The sequence below is a fragment of the Enterovibrio norvegicus DSM 15893 genome (genome assembly GCF_900115495.1).
Taxonomy (GTDB): domain Bacteria; phylum Pseudomonadota; class Gammaproteobacteria; order Enterobacterales; family Vibrionaceae; genus Enterovibrio; species Enterovibrio norvegicus.
Genome location: NZ_FOWR01000023.1, coordinates 63298 through 89794, shown reverse-complemented (window position 1 = coordinate 89794; position 26497 = coordinate 63298). Strand labels below are relative to the sequence as shown.

24 protein-coding genes and 1 tRNA gene are annotated in these 26497 nt (G+C 48.1%); 18 read left to right on the top strand and 7 right to left on the bottom strand.

What is annotated here, in order from left to right:
• Nucleotides 1–7 precede the first annotated feature (7 nt).
• From BM082_RS15290 to BM082_RS15275, 4 genes are all read left to right on the top strand, one after another.
• Nucleotides 8–84: transfer RNA gene (locus BM082_RS15290), tRNA-Met, on the top strand.
• 261 nt (nt 85–345) lie between these two features.
• Nucleotides 346–840, top strand: a complete 495-nt coding sequence (locus BM082_RS15285; RefSeq protein ID WP_017008280.1) for an Lrp/AsnC family transcriptional regulator — start codon at nt 346–348, stop codon at nt 838–840.
• Between the two features lie 228 nt (nt 841–1068).
• Nucleotides 1069–2037, top strand: a complete 969-nt coding sequence (gene ctlX, locus BM082_RS15280) for a citrulline utilization hydrolase CtlX (protein ID WP_017008279.1) — start codon at nt 1069–1071, stop codon at nt 2035–2037.
• A 283-nt stretch (nt 2038–2320) separates the two neighbouring features.
• Nucleotides 2321–3253, top strand: coding sequence for a DHH family phosphoesterase (locus tag BM082_RS15275; protein ID WP_017013968.1), 933 nt, complete (start codon nt 2321–2323; stop codon nt 3251–3253).
• 98 nt (nt 3254–3351) lie between these two features.
• Here the strand turns inward: BM082_RS15275 and BM082_RS15270 are convergent, their stop codons facing one another.
• The 5 genes from BM082_RS15270 to cmoA form a co-directional block, all read right to left on the bottom strand.
• Nucleotides 3352–4338: an alpha-L-glutamate ligase-like protein gene (locus tag BM082_RS15270; protein ID WP_017008277.1), complete on the bottom strand. Its 987-nt coding sequence runs from the start codon at nt 4336–4338 to the stop codon at nt 3352–3354.
• 4 nt (nt 4339–4342) lie between these two features.
• On the bottom strand, nt 4343–5848 hold the full coding sequence (locus BM082_RS15265; protein WP_017008276.1) for an inactive transglutaminase family protein: 1506 nt from the start codon (nt 5846–5848) through the stop codon (nt 4343–4345).
• 38 nt (nt 5849–5886) lie between these two features.
• Nucleotides 5887–6648, bottom strand: a complete 762-nt coding sequence (locus tag BM082_RS15260; protein WP_074927583.1) for an ATP-dependent zinc protease family protein — start codon at nt 6646–6648, stop codon at nt 5887–5889.
• A 91-nt stretch (nt 6649–6739) separates the two neighbouring features.
• On the bottom strand, nt 6740–7711 hold the full coding sequence (cmoB, locus tag BM082_RS15255; protein ID WP_017008274.1) for a tRNA 5-methoxyuridine(34)/uridine 5-oxyacetic acid(34) synthase CmoB: 972 nt from the start codon (nt 7709–7711) through the stop codon (nt 6740–6742).
• A 67-nt stretch (nt 7712–7778) separates the two neighbouring features.
• Complete coding sequence (cmoA, locus tag BM082_RS15250; RefSeq protein WP_017013967.1) at nt 7779–8507, bottom strand: carboxy-S-adenosyl-L-methionine synthase CmoA; 729 nt, start codon at nt 8505–8507, stop codon at nt 7779–7781.
• A gap of 266 nt (nt 8508–8773) precedes the next feature.
• Between cmoA and BM082_RS15245 the strand changes: the two genes are divergently transcribed.
• From BM082_RS15245 to BM082_RS15230, 4 genes are all read left to right on the top strand, one after another.
• A complete protein-coding gene (locus tag BM082_RS15245; RefSeq protein ID WP_017008272.1) occupies nt 8774–9544 on the top strand; it encodes a TetR/AcrR family transcriptional regulator in 771 nt (256 codons plus the stop codon).
• Nucleotides 9545–9812: 268 nt separating this feature from the next.
• Nucleotides 9813–12134 carry an efflux RND transporter permease subunit gene (locus tag BM082_RS15240; protein ID WP_074927581.1) on the top strand — a complete coding sequence of 774 codons (2322 nt, stop codon included), beginning with the start codon at nt 9813–9815 and terminating at the stop codon, nt 12132–12134.
• 19 nt (nt 12135–12153) lie between these two features.
• On the top strand, nt 12154–12948 hold the full coding sequence (locus tag BM082_RS15235; RefSeq protein WP_074927579.1) for an outer membrane lipoprotein-sorting protein: 795 nt from the start codon (nt 12154–12156) through the stop codon (nt 12946–12948).
• An 8-nt stretch (nt 12949–12956) separates the two neighbouring features.
• Nucleotides 12957–14120 (top strand): hypothetical protein, encoded by a 1164-nt coding sequence (locus BM082_RS15230; protein ID WP_017008269.1) that lies wholly within the window; start codon nt 12957–12959, stop codon nt 14118–14120.
• Nucleotides 14121–14280: 160 nt separating this feature from the next.
• On the opposite strand, the gene BM082_RS15225 is transcribed toward BM082_RS15230, so the two are convergent.
• Entirely contained in the window at nt 14281–15171 is an 891-nt protein-coding gene (locus BM082_RS15225; protein WP_074927577.1) for a DUF72 domain-containing protein, read from the bottom strand.
• 283 nt (nt 15172–15454) lie between these two features.
• On the opposite strand from BM082_RS15225, the gene aspS reads away from it, so the two are divergent.
• The 6 genes from aspS (at nt 15455) to BM082_RS15195 (ending at nt 22152) form a co-directional block, all read left to right on the top strand.
• The gene (gene aspS, locus BM082_RS15220) at nt 15455–17242 is read left to right on the top strand and encodes an aspartate--tRNA ligase (protein WP_074927575.1); all 1788 of its coding nucleotides are present in this window, start codon (nt 15455–15457) and stop codon (nt 17240–17242) included.
• 429 nt (nt 17243–17671) lie between these two features.
• A complete protein-coding gene (locus BM082_RS15215) occupies nt 17672–18418 on the top strand; it encodes a YebC/PmpR family DNA-binding transcriptional regulator (RefSeq protein ID WP_017008266.1) in 747 nt (248 codons plus the stop codon).
• Between the two features lie 6 nt (nt 18419–18424).
• Complete coding sequence (ruvC, locus tag BM082_RS15210) at nt 18425–18946, top strand: crossover junction endodeoxyribonuclease RuvC (protein ID WP_017008265.1); 522 nt, start codon at nt 18425–18427, stop codon at nt 18944–18946.
• Nucleotides 18947–19269: 323 nt separating this feature from the next.
• Nucleotides 19270–19695: a hypothetical protein gene (locus BM082_RS15205; RefSeq protein ID WP_017008264.1), complete on the top strand. Its 426-nt coding sequence runs from the start codon at nt 19270–19272 to the stop codon at nt 19693–19695.
• Between the two features lie 261 nt (nt 19696–19956).
• A complete protein-coding gene (locus BM082_RS15200) occupies nt 19957–21738 on the top strand; it encodes an ABC transporter transmembrane domain-containing protein (RefSeq protein WP_017013964.1) in 1782 nt (593 codons plus the stop codon).
• Nucleotides 21739–21993: 255 nt separating this feature from the next.
• Nucleotides 21994–22152, top strand: coding sequence for a DUF3012 domain-containing protein (locus BM082_RS15195; protein WP_074927573.1), 159 nt, complete (start codon nt 21994–21996; stop codon nt 22150–22152).
• A gap of 82 nt (nt 22153–22234) precedes the next feature.
• On the opposite strand, the gene deoD is transcribed toward BM082_RS15195, so the two are convergent.
• Nucleotides 22235–22963 carry a purine-nucleoside phosphorylase gene (deoD, locus tag BM082_RS15190; protein WP_074927571.1) on the bottom strand — a complete coding sequence of 243 codons (729 nt, stop codon included), beginning with the start codon at nt 22961–22963 and terminating at the stop codon, nt 22235–22237.
• A 244-nt stretch (nt 22964–23207) separates the two neighbouring features.
• On the opposite strand from deoD, the gene BM082_RS15185 reads away from it, so the two are divergent.
• The 4 genes from BM082_RS15185 (at nt 23208) to ruvA (ending at nt 26489) form a co-directional block, all read left to right on the top strand.
• Nucleotides 23208–24647 carry a cytochrome ubiquinol oxidase subunit I gene (locus BM082_RS15185; RefSeq protein WP_017008261.1) on the top strand — a complete coding sequence of 480 codons (1440 nt, stop codon included), beginning with the start codon at nt 23208–23210 and terminating at the stop codon, nt 24645–24647.
• On the top strand, nt 24647–25645 hold the full coding sequence (gene cydB, locus BM082_RS15180; protein WP_074927569.1) for a cytochrome d ubiquinol oxidase subunit II: 999 nt from the start codon (nt 24647–24649) through the stop codon (nt 25643–25645). Before BM082_RS15185 ends, cydB begins: the two co-directional genes overlap by 1 nt.
• A complete protein-coding gene (locus BM082_RS24810) occupies nt 25638–25757 on the top strand; it encodes a hypothetical protein (RefSeq protein ID WP_017008259.1) in 120 nt (39 codons plus the stop codon). Before cydB ends, BM082_RS24810 begins: the two co-directional genes overlap by 8 nt.
• 102 nt (nt 25758–25859) lie before the next feature.
• Complete coding sequence (gene ruvA / locus BM082_RS15175; protein ID WP_074927567.1) at nt 25860–26489, top strand: Holliday junction branch migration protein RuvA; 630 nt, start codon at nt 25860–25862, stop codon at nt 26487–26489.
• Nucleotides 26490–26497: the final 8 nt, after the last annotated feature.

Below are 26497 nucleotides of genomic sequence, written 5' to 3'. Positions count from 1 at the left end.
AATCGGACGCGGGATGGAGCAGTCTGGTAGCTCGTCGGGCTCATAACCCGAAGGTCGTTGGTTCAAATCCGGCTCCCGCAACCACTTTCGAAAAGCCTGACTGCAAAGTCAGGCTTTTTTCGTTTTCGTCATGGATTGTCATCACCCTCAGGCCGTTGCAAAGGGTTTGCCCGTACAAATCCGTCACCCACATCACGCTCGAAATATCGGGCTGTAAAGTCAGGCTTTTTTCGTTTTTGCTATTTCTCTTCTCAATATCTATTCCCTTAACTTGGCCACTTCTATAGGTAATTTCTCTGTGTTACGTTATTGGACTGGTTATCTAGGACAGAGGAGAGAACTTACATGGCAGCTTCTGATACGTCGAACCTCGACCGCATTGATATCGAGATCCTTCGAATTCTGCAATCTAATGGGCGATTACCTGTCGTTGAATTAGCAAAGAGGGTGAACCTCACGACAACGCCTTGTTCAGAGCGTGTTAAGCGGTTGGAGAGGGAAGGGTATATCTCGGGTTATCACGCGGATATTTCTGCTGAGAAGCTTGGGTTAGAGGTTGTAGTATTCATCCATATCCGGCTAGACCAAACGAACTTGTCGATCTTTGATAAATTCGCAAAATCGGCGTTACTGATCCCCGAAATTGAAGAGTGTTACTCTTTGTCTGGTGACTTCGATGCAATGATTAAAATCCGCGTCAAAAACATAAAAGCCTACCAACAATTCATGTCGACGCGAATCATTCAGCTACCTGGCGTTATCCAAACACGCAGCGAAATCGTCATTGCTGAATACAAACGAAGTGCAGGGATTAATCCTGAGTTGATGTCTCCCTGTTGATCTCGTCAACACACGCTCGCTGAATCACCACCTTTAGATTGTTTAGGTTAAGAGAAAGTGACGGGGTGATTCTGTGCTATAAAGGTAAATTACCCATATATTCATTATAATTAAGGTTATTTACCTTTTGGTGGCCAAAGAGTTTCTGCAATTTAGGTAAATGTCTCTTCAGAGTGTTACTAAAATAAACCTCATAATAACAATGTTAATAAAATGTTGAGGTGTAAGATGGTCGCACCAGCGCTTAGAGATATGATCCCTGCTCCAAAAGAATATGTGCACTCGACCAATGCGGTTGTGATGGTGCCGCCTGTCGATTTCAAATTTAATGCTGAAACCAGCGCAGACAATGAATTTCAAAAGAAACTGGCCCTGACGGACGAACAAGTGCGTCAACAAGCTCTGTTGGAATTTAACGGTATGGTTGAGTTGCTTCGTCGTCATGGTGTGAACGTGACGGTGATGAATTACGAACAAGGCAAAGATGAAACGCCTGATGCCGTCTTTCCCAATAATTGGTTTTCTACCTCGCCGACGGGTGATGTGTATTTGTTTCCTATGGCATGTGAAAACCGCCGTCGAGAAGTGAGGACGCGACAATTGGTCTCGTCACTTGTCGCGCAAGGCTTCAATGTTCTGAATGTGCAGGAAATTGGTGACTTGAAGGCACCTCAATCTTTTCTAGAAAGCACCGGTGTCATGATCATGGATCATATCAACGCCACCATTTACGCCGCGTTATCTGTGCGATGTGACCGTGAGTTACTCCAGCAATTTGCTCATGAAGCGGGATTCAAGGATGTGGTCTTTTTTGACACGAAAATGGCGTCAGGGCAGGCTGTGTACCACTCCAACGTAATGATGGCAGTGGGTGAAGGGTTTGCGGTGATCTGTGATGAGATCATTGAGGAATTCGAGCGTCGTCGTGTTCTGTCATCACTTCAGAAAACGAAAGACGTGGTTTCAATCACCGAAGAACAGATGAACCACTTCTGCGGCAATATTTTGCAGCTGCGTAATGACAAAAATGAAAAGCTCATTGTGATGTCGATGTCCGCTTACAATGCGTTCACGAAGGAGCAGAAAGATGTGCTTCGTCATCATGGCCAATTGATTCCTATTGATGTGTCTACCATAGAGACCATTGGTGGTGGTAGCGTGCGCTGTATGCTGGCGGAAAATTTCCTTCCTCGCTAATGCGGTCGCTTTTCAGCAAAAGCCCTATCTCTTGATGGGCTTTTTGTTTTTGAACTGTCTCGTCCTGGAATAAGTTGACACTTTGTATAACAGCGATGTTTTCAATTCAGCTTCTCGCGTGCTGCCAAACAAGCTCTCGTTGTACAAGCACCTTGAGGTTGTTTGGGTATAAAAGCAATTAGTTGCACAATTGGGTATCCGTCTTATCCTTAAGAGAGTCTATAAGAATAAGCTAGTTAGCAATGAGAGGGGAATGTCTCCACCTCGATAAGGGAGAGTTGCTATGCCGGAAAGACGATACCGCCTTATCACTCGAAGCGATTTCGATGGGTTAGTGTGTGCGGTACTGCTCAAGCACATCGACTTGATTGACGACATCAAGTTTGTTCATCCGAAGGATATGCAAGATGGTGTGATTGATATCAACGAGTACGACATAACCACCAACCTTCCTTACAACCCGAAAGCACACCTTTGTATCGATCACCATGCGTCTGAGTTAATCCGAAACGGAGAACTCAGCCCTAACCATATTATCGATCCTGATGCCCCTTCTGCGGCGCGCGTTGTATGGAAGCATTTTGGTGGCGACAGCACGTTCCCTGCGGAGTGGGACGAAATGATGGAAGAAGTGGACAAAGGCGACTCTGCGCAATACACCAAAGATGAAGTTTTATACCCCGCAGGGTGGGGCTTGTTGAATTTCATTATGGATTCCCGCACAGGGCTAGGTCGATTCCAAGACTTCCGCATCTCTAATTATCAATTGATGATGGATTTGATTGACCACTGTCGTGATAAGAGTATTGATGAAATCATGTTGCTGGACGACGTGAAAGAACGCGTTGATCTGTATTTTAGTCATCGTGAGAAGTTTCAAGAGCAACTGCGTCGTTGTGGTTCGATATGCGGAAATTTGGTCATTCTCGACCTTCGCCATGAAGACAAGATTTGGGCTGGGAATCGCTTCGAAATCTATGCGTTGTTTCCACAATGCAATATTTCCATCCATGTACTGTGGGGCTTCAAAAAGCAAAACACCGTGTTTGCGTGTGGCAAATCCATCTTCGATAAATCCTCGAAGACGAACATTGGTGAATTGATGTTGAACTTCGGCGGCGGTGGACATGAGAACGCAGGAACCTGCCAAGTGCCGAACGAAATGGCGGCGCAGATCCAAGATGATCTGATCGTGAGGATCAACACGGACGGCTAGCCCCATGTGCAAGCCGAATGGCGAATGACATAACGGATAATAATAAAAAGTCGGGCATGCCCGACTTTTTCTGTTTTCGTCATGTGTAAACACTAACCCTAATTGGATGGCGTGTACGTGCCTACAAAGTGTTTTGCGCAGTAAGCCACACGCTCTTCGGGTGTTGGCGGTGTGGCAAGCACACCCATACGTTCAATATGACGAAGACGCGGTAACAAACCACAGTCATTAGCGATCTGAATGGCCAAACCTGGACGCGCGTTAAGTTCGAGCACCATCGGGCCTTTTTCTTTGTCCAACACCATGTCTGTACCTAGGTATCCAAGGCTTGTCATTTCCCATGCGCTGGCAGCAAGGGTTAATAATTGCTCCCAGTGAGGGACATGCAATTCTGACAGCGCACGACCAGTGTCTGGGTGATGCTCGATAGGACGGTTAAATTGCACGGCGCGAAGGGCTTTTCCAGTGGCGATATCAATACCGACACCCACAGCACCTTGGTGAAGGTTCGCTTTCCCGTCAGAGGCTGATGTCGAAAGACGCATCATCGCCATGACAGGGTAGCCTTTGAACACGATGACGCGAATATCAGGCACACCTTCGTAGCTAAAACCATCAAAGACATCGTCAAATTGAATCAAGTTTTCGACTACTGCGACATCGTTTTTTCCGCCAAGGGAGAAAAGGCCAGCAAGCGTGTTGGTGATATGGCGTTCAACTTCAATCTTGCTAACTTCAGTGCCTGAGGGCTTTTTGTAAATGCCATCTTGGTTTGAGGTAACAACCAGAATGCCTTTACCGCCAGAGCCTTGCGCGGGTTTGATAACAAAGCCTGGCCAGTCTTTCACCATGTCGTGAATGGATGGTACGCTGTGTTGCTCGCTGATGACGCCGATAAGCTCAGGTACGGTTGCCCCCGCGTGTTGTGCGAGGGTTTTCGTCTTGAGCTTGTCGTCCACTAAAGGGAACAACTTACGGTTGTTATAACGTCCAATGTAGCTGATGTTACGTCGGTTCATGCCCATGATGCCAGCGCGGTTCAGCTTAAAAGGGGACGTAAATTTTTTCGTCAGCAAAGAAAACATGGCGTTAATCCTTCACCAGCGGCTTGAAGCGCTTTAGCTCGCTCAAGCGATAACCCGTGTAGTTACCCAGCATCAAAATAACGGCCAGAATCACCAACTGAATACCGATGAAGTTAAACGTAATGTGGCGAACGAAATCATTGGTCATTGCCATGTAAACCAGCACGGCAGTAAGCAAAGAACCACCACCTTGAACAATCACTTCTTTCGCGCCTTCCTCTTCCCAAAGAATCGACATACGTTCGATAGTCCAGGAAAGAATGATCATTGGGAAGAAGGTAATCGTGAGGCCTTCCACCAAGCCAATCTTAAAGGCGACGACGGTGAACACGGAGATAATCAGAATCACCGTAATGATCACGGCTGATATTCGCGCAACGAGTAACAAGTTAAGCCGCGACAAGTAACTTCGGATGATCAGACCCGTACCAACGATCAGCAAGAAGCCAACAATGCCCGGGACCAATTGCGTTTGTACAAACGCGACGGCAATCAAAACAGGCATAAAGGTGCCTGACGTTTTAAGGCCAATGAGTACGCGCAACATGACCACAATCAGCGCGCCAATAGGAACAAGCATGATGGTTTTGAACATCGCTTGCTCTTCAATGGGTAGGCTGTGGATCGAGAAGTTCAGCAGGCTTTCGGCTTGGATCTTTTCATCCGTGGCTTGTTGCGGGCTAATGTCTTGCGCGATGATGGAGAAGCTGACTTGGCTATTCGTGCCTCCCATAACTTCAAGCAGTGGGGTGCCTTTTTGATTCCAAATCATCAGGTTCTTGGTGGTGTCTAATGCGCCTGTATCGAGGTTAAACAGTTCCCACTTGTCGTTATTCCAGATTTCTACCATTGGAATAATGCTTTGGCGGCGACGACCATCTTCAAGATGAAGCGCACCGACGACACGAGCATGAATGCCTTCTAAAGAAAGAATCGCTGAGATGGCATCCGCTTTGCTCATTTCTTTTGTTAGCAAGCCAGCATTCTGGCTTTCATTGTCGTTGAACTGTTTAATCAACTCGCGCGTGAGTGTGCTGTTATCCGCAGAACGTTGACGCGCCTGCGACAGCATGGCTTCAGCCGCGGTCATTAATGGGCTATCAAGCACGACGGGTTTGGCATCACCGAGGGGTGGCTCAGTGGGGAATTTCGCGTTTTCATCCACCAACATTTGGTTTTTGAAATAGAGGATCTGGTTACCGTTGGCCTCGCGCTTCGTCCATTCTGCACGACGTCCATTTTCCGTGTTTATCAATGCAAAACCATACCCTGGCGAGCTTGTGTTCTCATTGATCAGCGTAAAACCTTGCTGTGTGTCTGGCGTGGCGAGTGAAATCTTAACAGGGTCGCCTTTTGCCTGAAATTCAACGCGGGCTTCCACTTCCCACACTTGATGTTCTTGTCCCGCTGTCCACGGCACGCCGTACACATCATGACGATATAAACTCATGCCGAGACCAACAATGATCAGCATGGTGATGAGTAAGTAGAAAGGAACGCGTGAAGTCATTTTGTCCTCGTTATTTGCACTGATACTGACTCAGTGGCTTATTTATCGTCGGCTACGTATTTCGGGTGGATATACGATTTGCTGACATCAACAACCGCTATATCTTTGAAAAATTCGCGACCCAACAAGACTGGGAATTCCATGTGTGAGCGGTCTGCTAGTGTGAACTGTGCTTTTTCGTGCAAGTTACCGAGGCGAACACGAAGTTCGACGACAGGGCGACGCTCAAGTTGTTCAGAGGAGGCTTGGCGGATCTTCACCCAGCGCTTTACAGGCGCTTCGAGAGATTCTTCCGGCTCAATATCGCCTTTTTCGTTTTTGGTGTGCGCGAGGGTGAAACTGACCCATGTTTTACCGTCGCGTTCAAATTCTTGGATATTGGTGGCATTCAATGATGAGGTGGTTGCGCCGGTGTCGATACGCGCTTTGAAATTTGCGCTGGCAGCATCTATCCACACCCATTCTTGCTCGCCCAAAATGGCTTTATTGTCTGCCAGCGGCACAGGCACTTTCTTTTCTACATAGACAATTTCTGGCTCTGGGCGGTTGGCGGCTTCGCGCGCTTGCGTTTTGCGCATGATCTTGAGCGTTTCTGTCAGCTCATTCACTTGCGATTCTAGCGTGCTGATCTGTGTTTGCTGTTCCGTGAGTCCACCACTCAGCGTTGTTAGGTCGTCTTGAATTGACGTTTCTACGTTGTTTATTGCGTCCAAGGTTTGCTGATGCTGCTGTTGCGATGTAATCGAACAACCAGAAAGTGCAGCAGAAAAAAGTATCAGCAATCCGATGCGAGTTGGCATGAGGAGCTCCGTGCTGGGTGATTAAGGAGTTGATTTTAGGGCGCTAGTCTAGCCTGAAAAAAAGGGCGCGAGAAGCGCCCTATGTCATAGATCAGTCAGGATTCTTGGCTACAAGGATAGCACGCTTCGGTGCCGGGTAGCCCTCTACTGTCTTGGTTGGGTCGTTAGGATCCAAGTAGTCTGGAAGCGAGTTGTGGGTCATCCACCCCGTCGTACGCTGCTCGTCGGTGGTAGTGACACATTCATCAACAATGCGCACATCAACAAATCCCACTTTTTCGAGCCATACTTTCAAGGCTTTAGCCGACGGGAAAAAGTACACATTTCGCATTTGGGCATATCTGTCAAACGGAACCAATACCGCATTTTCGTCGCCATCAATGACCAGTGTTTCCAAAACCAGCTCGCCGTTTTTTACCAATTGGTTCTTTAATTGAATCAAATGGTCCAACGGTGAACGGCGGTGGTAAAGCACACCCATGCTGAACACAGTGTCGAAAGCTCTTAACTCTGGCAGGCGTTCAATCCCCAAAGGTAAAAGGTGCGCACGTTGGTCATTTCCCATCAAGCGACGGATCGCCTCAAATTGAACAAGGAAAAGTTCAGATGGGTCGATACCTACGGTGAGTTCTGCGCCTTCACCCAGCATGCGCCACATGTGATAACCATTGCCACAACCCACGTCGAGAACATAGCGACCTTTTAATGGAGAAATGTGCGGAAGCACGCGGTCCCATTTCCAATCTGATCGCCACTCTGTATCAATGTCGATGCCATGAACGCGGTATGGGCCTTTACGCCATGGGTGGAATGAGCGCAGCAAGTTTTCCAACTTAGCACGCTGACCTTCTGGTAACTCATCATCGCTGCCAACCGTTACGCTGTCTTTTAGTTCAAACGAGGATGGTGCGTCTGTTGGGATCTTCTTTAGTACGCGCATCCATTTTGGCATGTCGCCGTGCGGAAGCTCTTGCCACTCCGCCAGTTGAGCTGGCAAGACATTCAGCCAGTTTTGAAGACGGTTTTTAGCGATGAGTTGGTAGAAGTCAGAAAAGTCGAACATGGCGTATAAGTCTGTCTGTTAATGTATTTAATGAGTGCTGTGGGTTAGCGCGCGTTGTGTACCTGATTTACTTAATGGCAAACATAGAGCCAAAGTTAAAGCATTGGAACCACACAGCAACACTGCTGAAACCTATATTGCTCAAACGTTGCTTATGGCAATCGATGGTGTCGGGTTTCATCACGTTTTCAAGTGCGCTGCGTTTTTGGCTGATTTCGAGTTCGCTGTAACCGTTCGCACGTTTAAAATCGTGGTGAAGGTCAATAAGTAACTCATGCGCAGTTTCATCAGCAAAGCTGTATTTTTCTGACAGGATCAGAATACCGCCTGGCTTTAGTCCAGCGTAAATGCGTTCTAGCAGGGCTTGGCGGTCATCAGGGTTTAGAAACTGAAGCGTAAAGTTCAGCACAACCACAGAGGCGTTTTCGATATCGACATGACGAATATCATTCTCGATAACCGATACATCCGTTTCTGAACGGTAAGCGTTAACGTGCAGTTGGCAGCGTTCAACCATTGCTGGAGAGTTATCAACGGCGATAATTTTGCAGTTCGGCGCACTAATGTGGCGACGCATCGATAACGTTGCTGCACCCAGGGAGCAGCCAAGATCATAGATGTTTGAACCGTCTGAGGCATAACGTTCAGCAAGCATACCGATGGCAGAGATGATGTTGCTGTAGCCTGGAACCGAACGTTGGATCATGTCGGGGAAGACTTCAGCAACGTTAGCGTCGAACGTGAAATCGCCGAGTTTCTCAATAGGAGCAGCAAAAATATTGTCGTGATTGGCCATCTTAAACCTGCCTTGAAACTATGCTTACCGGCACGTTTTTCAGATCCTGACATGCGGTGAAAAATACAAGTGTGGCATCAGCATCCAGCAAACACCAAAAGGGCGCGTATTGTAGTGAATTTTGCTTTTGTTGTCTCTAATTACGGGGATATTCAATTGTATGAACCCTAAACTTGTTGATTTCATGGGATCAGAAAGTGAGGGATGACTGCGATTATATTTCTTATTTATGCTATAAAAGTAAGGATCTCTTGAGGATATTCACAATGTTAGAGCAAGCAGTTTTAAATCTAAGCAGTGATGACACGACATTAAGCCGTAAGCAAGTGGCCATGCGTGAGCGTGAAAGTGAGTTATTGGATATTGCATGTGGCATTGTGGCTAGGGAAGGGTTTGCGCAACTCAACATGGATAAAGTTGCCGCGGCCAGTCCGTATTCTAAAGGGACGATTTACAACCACTTTAACAGTAAAGAAGATTTGTTTGCTGCGCTTGCTATCCAAGCGCTAGGGAAAAAAATCCCGCTGTTCAAACGCGCGCTCGACTTTGAAGGCACAAGCCGTGAAAAGTTGATAGCCATGCATACAGGCATGCACCTTTTCTCCAAACTCTCTCCTATCCTGGCCATGTGCGCGTTAGTGAGTCGCACACCTGCTGTCACTGAAAAAAGTGCACCAGAGCGCTTAGAAAAGCTTAACGCTCTGGAAGAGTTAGTGGTGTCGTTTGGTGACAAATTCATCGAACTTGGCCAAAGATCAGGCGATCTGACCCTTGCTCCAGGCATCACGAGTGACAGTATTGTGTTTGCTAACTGGGCGATGGCATTTGGCACCAGCTCGCTGGTGAACAATGCAACGCAGAGCAGTTGTGTCTCTCGTCAACTCAGTACCAATATTGTGCTTCAAAATCTTAACTTCCTTCTTGATGGCATGCACTGGGCACCTTTGTCTTGTGATTTTGATTATCAGAAAACGTGGGAACGTGCCGAAAAAGACCTCTACGGAAAAGAAATCGCCCTGCTCGAAAATCAATCGTAGTTGCGAAAGATGTATCATTGTTGACGATTCGTCAAAATGAGCTTTAACATGTTGTAAAATTGTACTATATTGACGTTTCGTCAGAAATTGACGGAGCGTCATTGGAGAACGTAGAACAACGAACTACATTTTATTCATGTGAACGCGTATTTATATTTTGCTTGAACAGGATCCGAGTGACTGAAGTCCATGTTCTGGAAGTATTAAGCCATATCACTTGGCTTTTTAAAGCAGAGAATTTGACGAATCGTCACAAACGGAGTGTGTGATGAAAAAAGAACTATATCGAATGCCAACGGCGCGTCCTTGGTTATTCTTGATCCTCAGTGTGTTGCTTGCAGTTGTGGCAGCGATGGGCAGTCAGAACTTGTATTTCCGAGGCGACTACCAGATCTTTTTTGACAAAGGGAATCCACAGCTAAAAGCCTTCAAAGAGCTAGAAGCAACATTCAATAAGACGGATACGTTGGCCATTGTGGTTGCACCTCACAACAAAGACGTGTTTACAAAAGACAACCTCTCGCTGATTCAACAGCTCACCGATGAAGCTTGGCTAACGCCATATGCAAGTCGCGTGGATTCCATCACAAACTATCAGCATACCTCTGCAGAAGATGATGATCTTCTGGTTGAAGATCTCGCGCCCGATTATTACGAACTCGATGAGGCGCGAATCGATTATATCCGCGATGTTGCGTTGAGTGAGCCTCGCTTGGTGGGGGCGATTGTGGGTCAAACTGCGCAAGCTGCCATCGTGAACATCACTTTCCAATTACCCGATGGTGACCAAACGGCACAAGTGCAGGAAGTGGCTAATTTTGCGAAAGGGGTGTTGGCGAAAGCCAATGAAACCTATCCCGATGTTGACTTCCATTTGGCGGGCATTATTGCCATGAACAAAGCCTTTGCTGACGCTGCACAAGCAGACAGCCAAACGCTCGTGCCAATGATGTTTCTGGTTGTGCTGGTGTTCCTCGGCATTATGTTGAGATCTTGGAAATTTGTTGTGGCGACACTGCTGGTGATCGTGCTGACCATTGCAGCCACCATGGGCATGCTTGGTTGGGTGGGTCACTATCTGAATAACGGTACGGTGACAGTGCCGACCTTGGTAATGACGCTTGCTGTGGCTGACTGTGTGCACTTGATTACGTCATATGTGCATGCGTTGCGTGAAGGAAAAGATAAAACAGAAGCCATTAATTATGCGCTCAAACTTAACTTCCTCGCGCTATTAATCACGTCTGTGACGACGTCGATTGGTTTCCTAATGATGAATGCGTCGGATTCTCCTGTGTTGAGAGACATGGGTAACCTGGCAGCCTTGGGGGTCATGATCGCGTTTGTTCTGTCTGTAACGCTTTTGCCAGCATTGCTGCAATTGATGCCGTTCAAGGTGAAACCAGCGCGTAAGAACAGCAATAAAGCGATGTCTTGGGTGGCGGATACCGTGATCGCGAATCACAGGAAAATTCTTCCCGTCAGCGCCGTCATCATTGTGCTGAGCTCGGTATTGTTGGTGCAAAACCAAGCCAATGATAATGCGGTTGAATACTTCGATTCGGGCAATGATTTCCGCCAAGCCGCGGACTACATGGAAGATACCGTCAGTGGTACAACGGCGATCAGTATTTCCATCAAGTCCGGTCAACCTCAAGGGATCACACACCCTGAGTTTTTGAATGCTGTTGAAGGCTTCACGGAATGGTTACGTACACAACCAGAAACAGACCATGTCGCGTCAATTTCAGACACATTCAAGCGTTTGAACATGAACATGCACGGCGATGACAAAACCTATTACGCATTGCCTCAAGATCCTGAGCTCGCGGCACAATACTTATTACTGTATGAGATGTCGTTGCCTTACGGGCTTGATTTGAACAACGAAGTGAACATCGATAAATCTGCCGTCAAGCTTGTGCTGACTACCGATAACCTTGGCAGCGTGAAATTGATTGCGCTGGAAGACCGTATGGATGCGTGGTTTAAAGCCAATGCGCCTGACTACGAAATGACCTCGTCGGGCCCTAACCTTATGTTCGCGCACATTGGTGAAACAAACATTGCCAGCATGTTGAAGACGCTACCGATCGCATTGGTGCTGATTTCAGGATTGCTAGTGTTCGCACTGCGTTCATGGCGTCTTGGTGTCATCAGTCTCGTACCAAACTTGGTGCCAGCGATATTGGGCTTTGGTTTGTGGGCAATTGTGTCAGGAGAGATCAACTTAGGGCTTTCGGTGGTTATCACCTTGACCTTGGGGGTTGTGGTTGATGACACGGTGCATTTCTTGACCAAATATCGCCATGCGCGTTTGCAGGGACGAAACGTTGAAGACGGGATCCGTTATGCCTTTGATTCTGTCGGTCGCGCACTGTGGATCACCACTGTGGTGCTGGTGGCGGGTTTCAGCGTATTGGCAACATCAGGTTTCCGATTGAACAGTGACATGGGCTTACTCAGTGCCATTGTGATTTTCATTGCCCTCATCGTGGACTTTGTTCTTTTACCTGCTGTGCTCTTAATAGCAGACAAGAAAGCCTATGCCGATGAGTCTAAGCCTTTTAGCGAAGAAGCTGCGCAATAACGAATTCAAGGAGATAAGAATGAAAACAATGAGAACATTATCAAAAGCCGTTGTTATTGCATTTAGCATGATGGCGATGGCAGCGCCTGTGACGGCTGACGAAGTGAAGGGATTGGAAATCGCCAAAGAGCGAAAAGTCCGTGACCAAGGTTGGGGTGATACTGTCGCCGAAATGACCATGTTGCTGGAAAACGCCAATGGCGATACCAGTGACCGTAAACTGCGCATCAAGACACTGGAAGTGGAAGGCGATGGTGATAAAGGCCTAACCATATTTGATGAACCTCGCGATGTACGTGGCACTGTCTTCCTGAACTATTCACACATCACTGGTGCTGACGATCAGTGGCTGTATCTCCCTGCTTTGAAGCGTGTGAAACGCATTGCATCACGCAACAAGTCTGGGCCGTTCATGGGCAGTGAGTTTGCTTACGAAGATTTAAGCTCTTTTGAACTCGAAAAGTACACCTTTGACTTGGTGGGCGAAGAAGACATTAATGGTCAAAACACCTTTGTGATTGTGCAAACGCCAACAGACAAATTTTCAGGTTACACCAGCCAGAAAGTTTGGATTGATCAAGAGCACTACCGCCCGTTGAAAACCGAGTTCTATGACCGTCGTAAGTCATTGCTGAAAACCCTGACGTTCACGGATTACGAACAATATCTCGATCAATACTGGCGTGCGCACACCATGATGATGGTGAACCACCAGACAGGGAAATCGACCAAACTGACCACCACGGAATTGGCGTTTAAGACTGGGTTAGACGAAGGCGACTTCTCGAAATCTAGCTTGAAGCGCGCTCGCTAGGAGTCAGGATGAATACACGACTGTCATTGGCGGCGCTGCTTGCGCTGCCTCTTTTCCTCTCACCCAGCCATGCCTTTGACATTGAGGGCGAGGTGAGCTTCCAACAGCGTCAATTTGGACAGACAGGGGCTCAAGGTCAGGATAAAAGCCAAACGTCGATCGCCATTGAGCCTGAGCTTTATTGGGAAAGTGAAGAAGGGAACACGAGCTTTACGTTCACACCTTTCTTCCGTTGGGATTCAATGGATGATGAACGCACCCATGGCGATGTACGTGAAGCCTTGTTGATGCATTATGACGACAACTACGAACTGCGTTTCGGCGTGGGTATTGTCTTTTGGGGCGTGACAGAGTCACAGCACCTTGTCGATGTCATTAACCAAACCGACGCCGTTGAAGCGGTTGATGGTGAAGTGAAGTTGGGCCAGCCTATGGTGAGTCTCGGGCTGGAACTTGATTCTGGTTTGCTTGATTTGTATTTACTGCCTTATTTCCGTGAACGTACCTTTGCCAGTTCTGATGGCCGCTTAGCAGTGCCCGGTGCCGGAGATGCGAACGCGCAATATGAGTCTCGCCACGAAGAATTTTACCCCGATGTCGCTGCGCGCTATGGCACCATGCTGGATGATTGGGATGTGGGCTTGAGTGTGTTTCATGGCACCAATAGAGACCCCTATTTTTTCAATAGCTTGTCGCCATATTATGCGCTTATGACGCAAGTTGGCCTTGATGTGCAAGCTATCTACGGTGATTGGCTGTGGAAAGCAGAGGCCATCCGTCGTTACAGCTTGGAATCCAATACGGCGTTTACCGGTGGATTTGAATACACCTACGTAGGTGTGAACGAAGGCATCACCGATCTGGGTTTCTTAGTAGAATACCTTTACGACAGTCGCGGTGAAGACGCACCTGTTGCCGGTCAAAACGATGTGTTTGCAGGACTTCGTTGGGTACTTAACGATCACGATGGCACTGAGTTTTTGCTTGGTGGGACACTTGATTTAGATGACACCGATTCCATGACAGTGCGTTTGGAGTCGAGCGGTCGCTTCTCCAATGATTGGAGCTGGACAGTCACAGGCTGGATGTTCAATTCAGATCGCGTCACTGACCCGATTTATTCGTTAAAGCGTGATGATTTTATTGAAGCAGAAGTGAGTTGGTACTTCTAATTGAGTGGCGAGAAAGAGCAGAAACGAGATTCGAGTAAGAGCAAGAACATGCCAGATTAACCAATGCCATTACTTGCCTCGGTTGGCTTGCGCGCTTAGTTTTTCTCGTATCTCGTATCTCGTATCTCGTATCTCGTATCTCGTATCTCGTATCTAGAAACTACAGCAAACTCATCTGGCTCGAATTGTCTTCCGGTAACAGAGGCGCCAGTGGTGGCAGTGCGATTTGCTTGCTGAGCAAATCATAGAAGTGTGCTGCTAACTCTGGCGCTTGATCGTTATTCGCCGTGTGTATCATCAGATACGGCGTTTTTCCTTCCCCAATCCATTGCGGTATCTTTTTCTGCCAGTTAGCAAAGAACGCATCGTTTCGCTCCAGCGTTGGGTCACCAATGAACCTCACCATGGGTGTATTGGCGGTGGAAATGGCGTGAACCGGAACGTGAGGTTTCTTCTGCTGTGCATCAAGTAACGCGTCGGTATCTGGCGGCACTGCAAAGACAGGGCGGCTGTCCATGATGATGCGATCAGCGCCTCTTTCCAGCAACATGCTATTCAAAGCGTGTTCTTCTTCGCCTTTGGCGAAAAACGCAGGATGACGTACTTCTACGCCAATGTTAAAAGACGCTGGCATACCGTTCAGAAACTTCTGCAAATCCGGCATAGATTCAGGGCCAAACGCGGCGGGCAATTGAATTTTCCAAAGTCCGATGCGTGAATGCAGCGGTGCCATCAATGAAATGAATTCCGACACCATTTCGTCAGCGTGACGCAGCATTAGCTGATGAGTGACCGCTTGTGGAAGCTTGAAGGTAAATTCAAATGCATCGGTTGTTGCCGCTTTCCAGTTGGCAACGGTCGCGTGGGAAGGGCTGGCATAGAAAGTAGTATTGCCTTCTACCGTGTTAAACACCTCTGCGTACCGTGCCAAACGTTCACCACTCTTGGTACCTGATGGATAGAACTTACGTTGCCATGTGTTGTGCGACCATTGCGTCAGTCCAAGGCGCAGTGGTGGCGTGGTCAGTTGGTGCAGTGGTGTAGTCAGCATCGTATCCCTTCGATTTTATTTTTGCCTATTTTGGTCTTCTTGGCATTCCTGGGTCAATCCTTGTTCGTTTTTTGGCCGATTGCGATCTTTTCTGACCTTCATCTCGCTACGATTTCCCGCAAGGCCAATTTTTCCTTTATAATGCTGCGTCATTTTGAGGTATTTTTACTTTGGCGTGAGTGAACACTCAGGCGGAAGTTTGCAGAAGTATCTGCACAACCATATTTGTAGCTTTGCGCTTAATAGCGTAATAGGACAGTCAGTAACAGATCGGGAAATTCATATGCGCACCCAATATTGTGGTCACCTGAACAAAGCCCTCGTAGGGCAAACTGTAGAACTTTGCGGCTGGGTAAATCGCCGTCGTGATTTAGGCGGTCTTATCTTCATTGATATGCGTGACCGTGAAGGCGTGGTTCAGGTGGTGGTTGATCCGGATATGAAAGACGTATTCGAGGTTGCTAACAAACTGCGTAACGAATTCTGTATCAAATTTACCGGTGAAGTTCGTGCGCGCCCAGACAGCCAAATCAATAAAGACATGGCGACAGGTGAAGTTGAATTGCTTGCGACAGGTTTGGAAATCATCAACCGCGCAGCGCCATTGCCACTGGACTTCAATCAAAACAACTCAGAAGAACAGCGTCTGAAGCACCGTTACCTTGACTTGCGTCGTCCAGAAATGAGCGATCGCATCAAGCTGCGTGCAAAAGCATCAAGCTTTGTTCGTCGTTTCCTTGATGATAACGGCTTCCTTGACATCGAAACGCCAGTACTGACAAAAGCAACGCCAGAAGGCGCACGTGACTACTTGGTACCAAGCCGTGTTCATAAAGGCAGCTTCTACGCATTGCCACAATCACCACAGCTGTTCAAACAGCTTTTGATGATGTCTGGTTTTGACCGTTACTACCAAATCGTTAAGTGCTTCCGCGATGAAGACTTGCGTGCTGACCGCCAGCCTGAATTTACCCAAATCGATATCGAAACCTCATTCATGACCGCAGATCAAGTGCGTGAAGTGACTGAAAACATGGTTCGCGATATGTGGCAAGAATTGTTGAACGTGGATCTGGGCCAGTTCCCAATCATGACGTTTGAAGAAGCTGCGCGCCGTTTCGGTTCAGATAAACCAGACCTGCGTAACCCGCTAGAAATGGTCGATGTTGCCGACCTTCTGAAAGACGTTGAATTCAAAGTCTTCTCTGGCCCAGCGAATGACGAAAAAGGCCGTGTTGCTGTTATTCGTGTTCCGGGTGGTGCTGAGCTATCTCGTAAGCAAATCGATGAATACACCAAGTTTGTCGGCATCTATGGCGCGAAAGGTTTGGCGTGGATGAAGGTTAACGACCGTGCAGCAGGCATGGAAGGTGTTCAATCACCGGTTGCTAAATTCCTGAACGAAGACGTTGTTAACGGTATTCTTGAGCGCACTGGCGCTGAAACTGGCGACATCATCCTGTTCGGCGCTGATAGCAAGAAAGTAGTGACTGAGGCAATGGGCGCACTGCGTCTGAAGCTAGGTACAGACTTGGGTCTAACTGACAAATCTAAGTGGGCGCCACTTTGGGTTGTTGATTTCCCTATGTTCGAAGAAGACGAAGAAGGTAACCTGCACGCGATGCACCACCCATTCACGTCTCCTTTGGGTATGACTGCTGAAGAGCTAAAAGCAAATCCTGCGTCCGCAATTTCTAACGCTTATGACATGGTACTAAACGGCTACGAAGTGGGCGGTGGTTCTGTGCGTATTCATAATTCTGATATGCAAACCGTTGTGTTTGACATTCTGGGTATTGAATCTAGCGAACAGAAAGAAAAATTTGGCTTCCTACTAGAAGCTTTGAAGTACGGTACGCCGCCGCACGCGGGTCTAGCATTCGGTCTTGATCGTCTTGTTATGCTGCTTTGTGGTACTGACAACATCCGTGATGTTATTGCGTTCCCGAAAACTACCGCAGCAGCGTGTTTGCTAACGGATGCGCCAAGCCTTGCTAACCCAGCAGCACTTGAAGAACTCGCGATTACGGTTACCGCGGCAGCGAAGAAGAACGAAGAAAACGACGCATAAGTCGACCACCTCTTCTAACAATAAGGCCAGATTATCTGGCCTTATTTGTTCCTATACCCAAACAACCTCAGGATACTGGATTCAGAGCCTCTCATCTTGTTCAATTTGAGGAGAAAAGCCGAAGGAAGAGTCATCTCTTTCCAGACTTTTCGACAATGAAGTGGACGAGATGAGAGACTCCCAAAGGGCGAGTTTTGTTGGCCGTCATGCTTTGTTGCTGATTTTCAACGTAGAGTGACTATGTTTTAAAACCAGCGCCGCGCCTGACTGCCAACAAACTCTCGCTGAACAAGCATCTTGAGGTTGTTTGGGTATAATCCAAACAGATATGGGTGCTGTCTCAGACATTTGCGTTCTGTTTTGCTATAAATCCAAGAACTAACGTAACAACTTCAGCGGCGTGTCGGCCGCTGACAAAAGGAGTGAGAAATGGCAGGTCACAGTAAATTCGCCAACATCAAACACCGCAAAGCTGCGCAAGATGCCAAGCGCGGCAAAATCTTCACCAAACTCATCCGTGAAATCACCGTTGCTGCCAAAGAAGGTGGTGCAGAGCCTGAGAACAATCCGCGCCTACGTGCAGCCATCGATAAAGCACTGTCGAATAACATGACGCGTGACACTGTTAACCGCGCTGTGACGCGTGGGGCTGGCGGTGAAGGCGACGAGGGCATGGAAACCGTCATCTATGAAGGTTACGGCCCTGCTGGTACTGCAGTGATGGTGGAATGCATGACAGACAATCGCAACCGCACGGTGTCTGGTGTGCGTCACGCGTTTTCTAAAGCGGGTGGCAACCTTGGTACTGATGGCAGCGTAAACTACCTGTTTGACAAGAAAGGTGTGATTTCTTATGCGGCAGGCTTAGACGAAGACGACGTGATGGAAGCGGCACTAGAAGGGGGCGCTGACGACGTTGAAACACACGATGATGGTTCAATGGACGTTTACACCACGCCAGCTGAATTCGGCGCGGTGAAAGATGCATTGGATGCTGCGGGCTTTGAAGCACAAAACGCAGAAGTGACGCTGGTTCCTTCCACCAAAGCAGATTTAGACGAAACCACAGCACCTAAGCTGCTTCGTCTGATTGATGCACTTGAAGATTTGGATGACGTTCAAGAGGTTTACCATAATGGTGACATCTCTGATGAAGTCGCAGCAACATTGGAATAAGTATTTGTGGCAATTATTCTCGGGATTGACCCGGGCTCGCGGATCACAGGCTACGGCGTGATCCGCCATCAAGGCAGACACCTTGAGTATCTTGGCAGTGGCTGCATTCGCACTGACTCGGAAGATTTGGCAGGACGACTCGGCCAAATCTATGCAGGTGTGAGTGAAGTAATTACACAGTTTCAACCAGACACTTTCGCCATTGAGCAAGTCTTCATGGCGCGTAATGCTGATTCCGCCTTGAAACTCGGTCAGGCGCGCGGCGCAGCGATGGTCGCAGCGGTTAATGCTAGCTTGCCCGTTAGCGAGTATGCGGCGCGTCTCATCAAGCAATCAGTTGTCGGCAATGGTGGTGCTGATAAGAAGCAAGTTCAGCACATGGTTGTACACATGCTGAAATTGCCTTCAACACCACAAGCCGATGCCGCAGATGCCTTGGCTGTTGCGATTTGTCACGCCCACACCAACCATACGCTGGTGGCTATGGCGGGCAAAGCAACCAGCGCAAGGCGCGGGCGTTATCGCTAACGAATATCAATTCTTGTATTAGAAAAAGCAGCTTAGGCTGCTTTTTTTACATCTATCCCTCTGTCCCTTTATGACTTGGAGTATCAGGCTTATCTCAGTCCTTATGGTGCTTAAGGTATGAATCTCGGTTGAACTGTAATGTTTCAGGTGAGTCACAGGTCTAGTAATGGGACAAGATACGAAACAAAGAAAAGCAAAGCGCAATTGCGTTCAACAATGCGTGACGAAGGGAAGCACATTTCTCACTTGGGGAAGTGGCGAAATATCTGTTCTTTCCTATCGTTAAAGTACTTAATTTCAGGGTGTTATAAGGCGGAGTAATAATGAAATATCTTAAATGGGGTTTGTGTATCTTCATCGCGTTTGTGTTTGTTCAATCGCTGTTCTTTAAGTTTACAGGTTCACCAGAAACCACATTTATCTTTGGCACATTGGGTGAATGGTCTGGGCTTGCTTGGTTTGGTCAGTATGGCGCCTACATGGTGGGTATTGCTGAGCTTATCGCATCAATTTTGCTGTTCACACGTTTACATGCATTAGGCGCGTTGATGGCGGTCGGCACCATGACCGGTGCCATTTTCTTCCACCTGTTCACGCCAATCGGCGTTGCGCAGCCTGCGTTTAATGAAGTGGGTGACGTTGTCGGCAATGACGGTGGTACATTGTTTGTGATGGCGTGCTTGGTGTGGCTATCAGCGGCGTTTTTGCTGTATCAATCACGCAATGGCGATCAAGAGCAAGTGGACTAACGCTAGCCAACTAACGCGAAAGTTTTACTGTCGAATGAATCGCCCCTTGGGTATTCGCGGTCGAACCTAACGAAGAAACACAATTTCGCCCCTGATATGGTCATGATTGGAGAGACAAATCAGGGGCGAGTGTTTGAGACAACCCAAAAATAATCTTATCGTCCTTGATACGAAGTAGACAGTAATGCGTATAAACCTCAGCAACTTGAATTGGTTTGCGTATAGTAAGCACATTACTCGTAGAAAGGACTCGCCGTGTCAATGTCCAATTTATCTTCTCCTCAAAGTACGCGTTCTGTTTTGACATGGATTGCGAGCTTTCTTGCGCCTTATCGTTCGCGTGTTATCGGTGCAGTTTTCTTCCTCATGCTCGGTTCGCTCAGCTGGCTGGCTCTCGGTCAAGGCGTCAAACTCATCGTCGATGATGGGTTCTTGACGGGCAACGCATCGCGACTTGATCAGATGATGTTGGTGATCCTCGCGATTACCTTTGTCAGCGGTATTGCGACCTTCTTCCGTTTTTATCTTATGAGTTGGTTAGGTGAACGTGTCAGTGCAGATATTCGCATTAAGGTTTACCAACAGCTCTTGCACTTATCCCCAACGTTTTACGCCAAAGAACGCACGGGTGAAGTGATCAGTCGCTTTACGGCAGATACGACGTTACTGCAAACCGTGGTGGGGTCGAGCTTGTCGATGGCACTGCGATCTGCTGTTTCTGTCACGGGTGGCTTGATCATGATGGCAGTCACTAGCCTAACGTTAACGGGATTGGTGTTGTTAGCTGTGCCCGTCGTGTTGGTGCCCATAGGGGTGTTAGGGCGTAAAGTGCGCCAGTTAGCCAGAGTGAGCCAAGACAAGGTGGCGGATCTCGGATCGCACGTTGATGAAACTCTTCATGAAATCCGCACGGTTCAATCTTATGGTCACGAAGAAGCTGACTCTGTGCATTTTTCTTCTCGCGTTGAAGCGGTAATGAGCGCAGCGAGATTGCGTATTCGCTACCGTGCTTCGTTAATGGCCTCTGTGGTATTGCTCAGCATTGTTGCCATCATTCTCGTCACCTGGCTCGGCGCGTTAAATGTGTTGGATGGTTCGCTGACAGCAGGTCAGCTGTCTGCCTTTATGTTTTACGCCTTGCTGGTAGCAGGGGGCGTTGCCACCATCAGTGAAGTGATAGGCGACATTCAACGTGCGGCGGGTGCAACAGAACGTTTGATAGAGCTTTCTCGCATGCAATCTGATATCCAAGACCCTGTGTCTCCGGTTGATTTTCCGGTGCATGCGAAAGGCAATCTGACGTTTTCTGATGTTTCATTTACCTATCCTGGTGATGAAAACCTTCCTGTCTTTTTATCACTGTCGTTTGATGTCAAAGCGGGTGAACGCGTGGCCTTGGTTGGGCCTAGTGGGGCAGGGAAAAGTTCAGTGTTTACCTTGCTTCAGCGTTTTTTCGACATTCAACAAGGCCAAACCTTGTTAGACGGTGTGCCGCTGAAAGACATGTCGTTGAAATCGCTTCGTGACCAGTTTGCATTGGTGCCACAAGAGTCGGTAATTTTCGCCACCAACGTCTTAGAAAACGTGCGATATGGCGCGCCAGATGCGAGCGAAGAAAAAGTGATTGAAGCGTGCAAAGCGGCGCGTGCTCATGAATTCATTGAAGCCTTGCCACACGGCTATCATACAGAGCTTGGTGAGCGCGGAGTGCGTTTGTCGGGAGGGCAAAAACAACGCATTTCCATTGCGCGCGCGATTCTGGCTGACCGTCCTATTTTGCTTTTAGATGAAGCAACCAGTGCATTGGATGCCGTTAGCGAGCATCAGGTGAAACAAGCCCTGGATACCTTGATGGAAGGGAAAACCTCGTTAGTGATTGCTCACCGTCTTGCAACTGTCGTGAATGCTGACCGTATTTTGGTGCTAGATGATGGTCAGTTAGTGGCAAGTGGCTCTCACCAGGAATTAATGGAAACCAGTGCTTTGTACCGTGAATTTGCGTCGCTGCAACTCGTTGCATCGGAAAGCAACATGGTCAAATAGTGTGATGTTGTTGTCTATACGCTAAGTGAATAGTGAATAGCGCGGCGACAATTGTCGCGTGCATTGCATTGTGATACCGGATAAATGCTGAAGATTTTCTCGCATCGAGATATGCACTCAGGTGCGTTTCAGTGACTTTGTTGTACCTTGTTGAGTCTGATGGAGTAGCGAAGGACGGGTGGCGTTGGCTTATTCCAATGTTGCTTGAGTAAAAGCTGTCCACGAAACGTATAGAATAATCACAAGGGAAGTCACATGAAGAAAGTGTTCGCTATGTTAGCGGTAGTATTTTTTGTCGCGGGTTGTTCACCAGAAGTTGGTAGTGATGATTGGTGCAAAGAACTAAAAGAAAAGCCAAAGGGTGATTGGTCCGCCAATGAAGCAACAGATTTCGCTAAGCACTGTGTGTTCTAAGCGTGACGTTTTCGGTATTTAGAAAAGGTAGGGTTTGTACCCTACCTTTTTTCTTTTCTGATGCTGAATCACTGAGGGGAGATTACAACGAAACCGCTGTGTCTAACGCCAAATCTATCATGTCGTTTAGCGTGGTAACGCGATCTTCTGCGCTTAACCCTTCGTGACGAATGATGTGGTCGGTGACGGTGCAGATCGCCAGTGCATGAACACCGAACTCTGCCGCCAAGCTATATAAAGCGCTCACTTCCATTTCCACGCCATATACGCCGTATTTTGCAAGCAGCGGATAGAAATCCTCATCAGACCGGTAGAACATATCAGAAGAAAACACGTTACCGACTTTGGTTGATAACTGCTTTTCTTTCGCCAGATCAACGGCCGTGCGTAGCATGTCGAAGTTAGCCAGCGCTGCGACGTCATGGTCGCGCAGGCGGGTACGGTTCATTTTAGAATCAGTCGAAGCGCCCATGGCGATCACCAAATCCATCAACTGCACGTCGTCATGGATCGCGCCGCAGCTACCAATACGGATAAGGTTTTTCACGCCGTAATGGTTGATCAGCTCGTGAATATAGATAGACGCAGATGGTGCACCCATACCATGGCCCATTACAGACAGCTTCTTACCTTTGTAAAAGCCAGTGAAACCCAACATGCCGCGAACGTCTGTTACTTTTACAGCATCTTGAAGGAAGTTCACTTCAATGTACTTTGCACGTTGCGGATCGCCCGGCATTAGGATGGTTTCTGCAAAATCGCCTGGGTTGGCATTGATGTGTGGTACGGTGGCGGGATTGCTGATTTCCATCGGTGGCTACATATAAACACGATATCACTTAACTTCGATACCATTGATTTTAAAGAAAAGCGGGCATTGCCCGCTTTTTTTATGTTCGTCATCAAGTCGTAGATTCTTATGTGTAATTAGATGCTTATTCGATAAGGAAAATGCCACGTCAGCATTAAATCCTTTTAAAGGTGATCGTGAATAGTGTTTTCCGCGTTCAAACCTAGAACCGTAATCCTTTGTGACACCGACTTCGGAGGCGAGAATGTCAGAACTCGCAATAGACCTTGCTCGGATACAATTTGCATTTACTGTGTCCTTTCACATCATCTTCCCCGCCTTTTCTATTGGGCTTGCCAGTTACATTACTGTGCTTGAAGCGCTGCACCTTAAAACGCGGGATCACCAGTATTTGGAACTCTCTAAGTATTGGACCAAGATTTTCGCGGTGACCTTCGGCATGGGGGTCGTCAGCGGCATTGTCATGAGCTACCAATTTGGGACTAATTGGGGGGTGTTTTCTGACAAAACCGGCCCCGTACTCGGCCCCTTGATGGGCTATGAAGTGCTCACGGCGTTTTTTTTGGAGGCGGGCTTTCTCGGCATCATGCTTTTTGGACGTGGGCGAGTAGGAGAAAAGCTGCATTTTCTCGCTACAGCAACCGTTGCATTCGGCACCTTGCTCTCCGCGACCTGGATTTTAGCGGTAAATAGCTGGATGCAAACGCCTGCAGGCTTCGCATACAACGATTTAGGTCAATTCATTGTCACCTCCTGGTGGGACGTGATTTTTAATCCATCCTTTCCTTATCGTTTAGTTCACATGGTAATCGCCGCGTATTTGACGACAGCCTTTGTCGTCGCGGGTGTGGGTGCGTGGCATTTATTGAAAGCGCCGCACAATGAACTGGCGCGTATTAGTTTTTCCATGGGTATGTGGATGGCGGTATTGGTGACACCGATTCAAATCGTTGCTGGTGACTTGCACGGTCTCAATACGCTTGAGCATCAGCCAATGAAAGTGGCAGCGATGGAAGGCCATTTCGAGACACAAAAAGGTGCGCCGCTGATTTTGTTTGGGCTTCCTAATGAAGACACAGAAACCATCGATTACAAAGTCGCGATTCCTTACCTCGGCAGCATCATTTTGACACACAAAGTCGACGGTGAAATCAAAGGGCTGAAGTCTGTCCCCAAAGAAGAAAGGCCACCTGTCGCTATCGTCTTTTGGAGTTTTCGCATCATGGTGGCGATCGGTTTTCTGATGCTGGCCATCGGTCTGATTTCGGTGTGGCTGCGACGTAAGAAAGCCCTCTATGAAACGCCTTGGTTTTTGAAGCTTTGTGTGTGGAGTGCGCCGTGTGGGTTTGTTGCGATATTGTCAGGGTGGATCACTACGGAAGTAGGGCGTCAGCCTTATACCGTTTATGGACTGCTCACCACGGCAGAATCTGTTTCTCCGATTGATGCCAGCGCCGTTGGCGCTTCGTTGGCGGTGTTTGTAGTGGTGTATTTCGCGATATTTGGTGCGGGTATCTATTACTTGCTCAAGCTCATGCGTAAATCCCCAAGCAAATATGAGCAAGACATGGACGTGCGTGTGGTGACGAGGTTGTCCCACGGGCAGCTAGGTAAGGACAAAGACGGAAACCCCATCGCCGCTCCTCTGGGGCCAGAGGATCCACAAGCAGGGGAGGAGAGATAATGGATTATGCATTGCTTTGGGCTGGCATCATTGCGATTGCCGTTCTTCTCTATGTCATTTTGGATGGATTCGACTTAGGTGTGGGTATCTTGTTTCCTACGCTGAATGACGCAGAAAAAGATGCGGCCATGAATTCCATCGCACCCATCTGGGATGGCAATGAAACCTGGTTGGTGTTGGGGGGAGGCGGCTTGTTCGCCGTATTCCCGCTGGCGTACTCTGTCATTATGCCCGCGGTGTACGCCCCGATCATCGCAATGTTGATAGGGCTGATCTTTCGTGGGGTCGCCTTTGAATATCGCTACCGAACAAAAGCAGGACGGTACTTGTGGGATTGGTCGTTCTTTGGTGGCTCGTTCGTGGCGACCTTCTCTCAAGGCATGATTCTCGGTGCGTTATTGCAGGGCATCAGCGTAGAGGGACGACAGTATGCGGGCGGTTGGTTTGATTGGCTTACGCCTTTTACTGTGTTCTGTGGCATCGCTGTTACGTTTGGCTATACCTTGTTAGGCGGGTGCTGGCTGCTGATTAAAACTTCGGGTTCGATCGAACAGAAGCTCTATGCGCGTTGCAAACAACTTACTATGGCATTTCTTGGTTCGATAGGATTGGTGAGTATTTGGCTTCCGTTTATCTCTCAAGAAATCGCAGCACGATGGTTTACCTTCCCTAACGACGCGGCGTTCTTCCTCATCCCCATCATCTCAGCGTTTGCGGCGTTTAAGTTGTGGCGATCGCTGCACAGCGAAAAACCACTCAGCGCCTATTGCTGGACCTTGGTCATTTACCTCATGGCATTCGCAGGTTTTGCTATCAGCATCTTCCCGTACATGGTGCCAAGGGCCTTTACGCTATGGGAGGCGGCGGCGCCAGAAAATAGCCTCAAGTTCTTGTTTGCTGGCGCGGCGTTTTTGCTGCCCATCATCTTGATTTATACCGCTTACTCGTACTGGGTGTTCCGTGGGAAAGTGAAAGCAGACGAGGGATACCATGAGTAAACAAACAACCTCATTGCTTTGGTTCATCGGCTTATGGCTGGTGGGGGTTGCCAGTGTTTCTTTGCTGGCTTACTTCATTAAGTGGACAATGCGACTGGTAAATCTGGCTTGATCGCGCTGGCATTTCTGTTGGCGCTTAGGGATTAAAACTGGATATCTATCCAGTTGTTTATTATCCTAACGGCAATTAACACCAAAAATACGAGTCCACACTGTGATTGGTCGATTACGCGGAATCCTGCTTGAAAAACAACCCCCTGAAATCCTTTTAGAAGTAAACGGCATTGGCTATGAAGTCAGTATGCCGATGAGTTGCTTCTATGAACTTCCAAATGCAGGGGAAGAAGCCATTGTTTATACCCATTTCGTGGTGCGTGAAGATGCACAGCTGCTTTATGGGTTTAACACAACGGTAGAACGCGCATTGTTCCGCGAAGTCATTAAAGCTAACGGTGTTGGGCCTAAATTGGGTCTCGCCATTTTGTCTGGTATGACGGCCACCCAGTTTGTGGACAGTGTAGAGCGTGAAGACGTATCGACATTGGTGAAAATCCCGGGTGTCGGTAAGAAAACGGCAGAGCGCTTGGTGATTGAAATGCGTGACCGTTTGAAGAACTGGCATGCCTTTGATTTGCTCACACCACATGCTGATGCAGCTGCGCGTCGTGACAACGTTACAAGCACCGTGGTTGCAGCGTCTACCAATCCTAAAGATGAAGCCATGAGTGCATTGATTGCGCTTGGCTACAAAGCAGCACAAGCTGAGAAAGTCGTGAAGCAAGTTGCTCACGATGGCATGACCAGCGAAGCCATCATCCGCGACGCGCTGCGTTCGATGGTGTAATGGAGCCG